Genomic DNA, 1,584 nt, shown 5'->3' on the forward strand with positions numbered 1-1,584 from the left:
ACTCAAACTTCGCACATTAAAAACCCCCTAAACCATTGAAGCAAAGGGACTTTCCCTGAAAAATATACCATTCAAGCGCAGGGTTTCAGGCTATTATTTATCATAGCCGGTAAATGCTGAAGGAATTGATCGAGTAGAATAATCATTTTTTCTTCACTCAGTTGAAGAATATCCTGACAAACACTCAGCATCAGATCGATCAGCAGAAGATAGGACTCCTGATAAGTGATATCGGCCAGTTCATCACAAGACCAGTAAAACAATTCCCCGATGCTGCGGACATCAAGGTTAAACCGGTTTTCCAATGACAGTATCGTATAGCGTGTAAAGACAATGGCAACATGGGCCGTCTGGGCATCAAAGGACAGTCCTCTGAAGGATTTTGTCAGTTTCAGATAGGATTTGCATACCTTGAAGAAAACCTCAATCGCCCAGCGTTTGCCGTAATTGCGGATGATTTCATCTTCAGAAAGGGTAAGATCGGTTGTAATCAGAACCAGATAATCGTTTCGCTTATTCCGGTTTCTGACAAAGACGAGTCTGACAGGCATGGTAATATCATCTTTTTGAATCGCAGCGTCCACTGAAAGCAGGTATCGTGATCGGCCCCGGCGTTTTTTACAGGCTGAATAGATGGCTTTGACAGATTTCTTTTCACCATCAACGAGATAGTGAATTTTAGGTGTCTTCTTTGCCATGGCAATCACATCAATCCCGATTTTCTTGACGGCAATCAGGGAGGATGGACTGCAGAACCAGGTGTCAAACAGCACGTAGCTGGCGCTGATCCCTGATTTAAGGGCAGAACGGATCAGATCAAGCATCACTTCCGTCGCTTTACATCCCGATTGGCTTCGTCGTCTGGCGGCAAGACTGCGTTTGTCCAGACTATCATCAGCCCTGTTCAGAAGATTTTTATCATCAGATGATGACAGCAGTGAACCGGAAACCGGAATGAAGGTGTTTCCATCAGACCAGCCGAGAGTTAATAGACGGAATCCCTTTGTGTAACGATGTCTGACATGGTCGAAGACACGGGACAACAGCTCCACATTTTTCGAGCGATTTCGCTCAAACAGGGTATCATCAACGATCAGAACATTCTCCCGGGATTTATCGGTAAGACGGATGATACTCTGATTAGTCACCCGGGTGGCCAGCAATGTGGTGAACTTCTGCCAATGAATTTGGGGAGAGTTCATGAAACGATAAATCGTATCTTTTGAAAACTCCGGACAATGATAATTGGTCACATAATTCATGTAAACTGATCGGTTGGTAAAGACGACACTCAGCAGATACTCAAAAACCGTGATCACTGAAAAGCCTTTGGTTTTATAGGCGTTGCATCGCTTTAAAAGCTGGCCAATCTGATAATTTCTTAAAAAACGGGTGACAAGTTTTAAATTGGAATTCAAGTCTGCACTGGTTTGTGTTATAATTTTCATAGCATGAGCCTCCAGCTTGTTTGTTTGTTTTTCGCTAATTCAATTATAACAAATCTGGTGTTTTCATGCTATTTTTATGCCTGTAACATCGGTGTTAAGGTATTTGGGGTCGTTTATTTATGTGCGAAGTTTGAGT

The 1,584-nt window shown here is 42.9% G+C and carries 1 protein-coding gene; it reads right to left on the reverse strand.

Annotated features, from left to right (window positions below):
* Window positions 1–71: 71 nt before the first annotated feature.
* Window positions 72–1,448: an IS4 family transposase gene (locus ACWI_RS00060; RefSeq protein ID WP_070369407.1), complete on the reverse strand. Its 1,377-nt coding sequence runs from the start codon at window positions 1,446–1,448 to the stop codon at window positions 72–74.
* Window positions 1,449–1,584: the final 136 nt, after the last annotated feature.

The organism is Acetobacterium wieringae (assembly GCF_001766835.1).
GTDB lineage: Bacteria > Bacillota > Clostridia > Eubacteriales > Eubacteriaceae > Acetobacterium > Acetobacterium wieringae.

Bases quoted from the DNA above. Each gene is read 5' to 3' on its own strand.
- ACWI_RS00060 (WP_070369407.1), bottom strand. From the start codon at position 1,448: ATGAAAATTATAACACAAACCAGTGCAGACTTGAATTCCAATTTAAAA.